Raw genomic sequence first — 1755 nt, 5'->3', positions numbered from 1 at the left:
TCACCGAACCCCTGCTGCGCGCGCACGGCGCGGACGACGATACCGTGCGCCGCGTGCTCAAGTGGTACGACGAAGAAGTGCTGCTACCCCAGCCCTACCGCCAGATCGACGACTGGATACACGACGGAATCCCCTTCAACGAAGCAATGTTGCGTGACATCGGTGCCGACAACGACCAGATAAAAAGCGCACTCGACTGGCAGCAGAGGATGCAGTTGCCCCCGAACGAACGCTGGAAACAGCCCCCATCGACCCCGTGATACGTCCCCTCCGCCCCTCCGTGCCCCGCGAGAGTCGGAGCTACTTCATCTCCAGCGAGTCGATCATCCGCGATGGCGCAGGTCCACGCTGAACCTATAACACTCGATCAATCTTCGTCGTCAGTTTAGGCACATGTGGCACGTTTTTGGTGCAAACGTGTTTGTAGCGCAAGCGTCACTGCCGGCTTGATTGTTCGCCGCACCCACGCCTCATTTGCTTTTGCCATCACTGTTGGCCCCTTACTGTGCGTCAATCAGATAGACCATATCTGAATGACCAAGCCCGCGGATCTGTGAATTGCGTTCACTCAAATCAGCGCCCAAGATCTTTCGCCGAAACCCCCGCAATTCCCCAGTTCTCCTTGGGCACGTCGTGAATCCACACGCGAACGGTTTCGCGGGGGGCACCGACGGCCTCGAACAGGGCCTGGGTCACCTTCTCGATGACCGCACGCTTCTGTTCTTCGGTACGACCTTCGAGCATGTAGATCTGCGCAAACGGCATGGCAATCCTCCTAAAGGGTGGGTAGCGCGGGCAGGCCCGCGCGCATCAGTTCAGCGGAACCGGCAGGACACCGAACCCAGATCCTGTACCCGCAGGGTGACCGCGTCGCCGGCCTGCACGGCCACCGCCTCGGTAATGCCACCCGACAGAATCAGCGTGCCTGCGGGGATCTCCTCGCCCTTCTCGCCCAACATGTTGGCAAGCATGGCAATGGCCGCAGCCGGATGTCCAAGCACCGCCGCTCCCGCACCAAAGGCCACCGGCTCGCCGTTCTTCTCCAGCACGATGCCGGTGGTGCGCAGATCAAGCTCAGCAACATTGCCCATCCTGCCGCCAACCACAAAGCGGCTGGAAGAACAGTTGTCCGCGACCACGCTCTTCAGGTCGAACTTGAAGTCGCGATAGCGGCTGTCGATGATCTCGATCGCGGGAATCACGAAATCGGTGGCGGCGAGCACCGCACCGATGTGACACCCCGGCCCCTTCAGCGGCGCCTTGGTCACGAAGGCGATCTCTGGCTCGACCTTGGGATGGATCAGTTTGGAGGTATCGATCTCGCCGCCTTCGGGGACGCTGAAATAGTCCGCGAGAAAACCGAAGACAGGGGATTCCACCCCCATCTGCTTCATCTTGGCATGCGAGGTCAGTCCCGCCTTGAGACCGACGATACGCACGCCACGGGCAAGCTTGCGGCGCTTGATCTCGTCCTGGATCGCGTAGGCGTCATCCCAGTCCATATCGGGGTGGTCGTCGGTGATCTTGGTCGTGTCCCTTGCCTCCAGCTCGCAGGTTTCCAGGCGGATCGCAAGCTGCTCGATGATTTCGCGTGCCAGTTTCATGCTGCAGCTCCTTGTGCCTGTTTCGCCTTCGCCAGGGTGATGGCGGTGTCCTCGATCATGTCCTCCTGCCCGCCAACCATGCCGCGCCGGCCCATCTCCACCAGAATCTCGCGTGCCGGCACCCCGTACTTCTGCTCGGCACGCTTGGCAA

Annotated in this window: 3 protein-coding genes and 1 pseudogene; 1 reads left to right on the top strand and 3 read right to left on the bottom strand. The window is 61.0% G+C overall.

The window, feature by feature from the left end; translation table 11 throughout:
• Positions 1 to 260, top strand: a 260-nt coding sequence (locus tag DNK49_RS24190) for a hypothetical protein (protein ID WP_165843425.1), incomplete at its 5' end; no start/stop codon positions are given.
• A 313-nt stretch (positions 261 to 573) separates the two neighbouring features.
• Here DNK49_RS24190 and DNK49_RS22925 read toward each other — a convergent pair.
• From DNK49_RS22925 to DNK49_RS22915, 3 genes and pseudogenes are all read right to left on the bottom strand, one after another.
• Entirely contained in the window at positions 574 to 765 is a 192-nt protein-coding gene (locus DNK49_RS22925; RefSeq protein ID WP_110530384.1) for a 2-hydroxymuconate tautomerase, read from the bottom strand.
• A 50-nt stretch (positions 766 to 815) separates the two neighbouring features.
• The gene (dmpH, locus tag DNK49_RS22920) at positions 816 to 1604 is read right to left on the bottom strand and encodes a 2-oxo-3-hexenedioate decarboxylase (RefSeq protein WP_110530382.1); all 789 of its coding nucleotides are present in this window, start codon (positions 1602 to 1604) and stop codon (positions 816 to 818) included.
• Positions 1601 to 1755, bottom strand: a pseudogene (locus tag DNK49_RS22915) (4-hydroxy-2-oxovalerate aldolase); the annotation flags it as partial. The pseudogene DNK49_RS22915 and the gene dmpH, both read right to left, overlap by 4 nt.

The sequence above is a fragment of the Parazoarcus communis SWub3 = DSM 12120 genome, assembly GCF_003226565.1.
GTDB classification, from domain to species: domain Bacteria; phylum Pseudomonadota; class Gammaproteobacteria; order Burkholderiales; family Rhodocyclaceae; genus Parazoarcus; species Parazoarcus communis.
The sequence above is the reverse complement of the archived record's forward strand: the minus strand, read 5'-3'. Positions and strand labels throughout refer to the sequence as shown.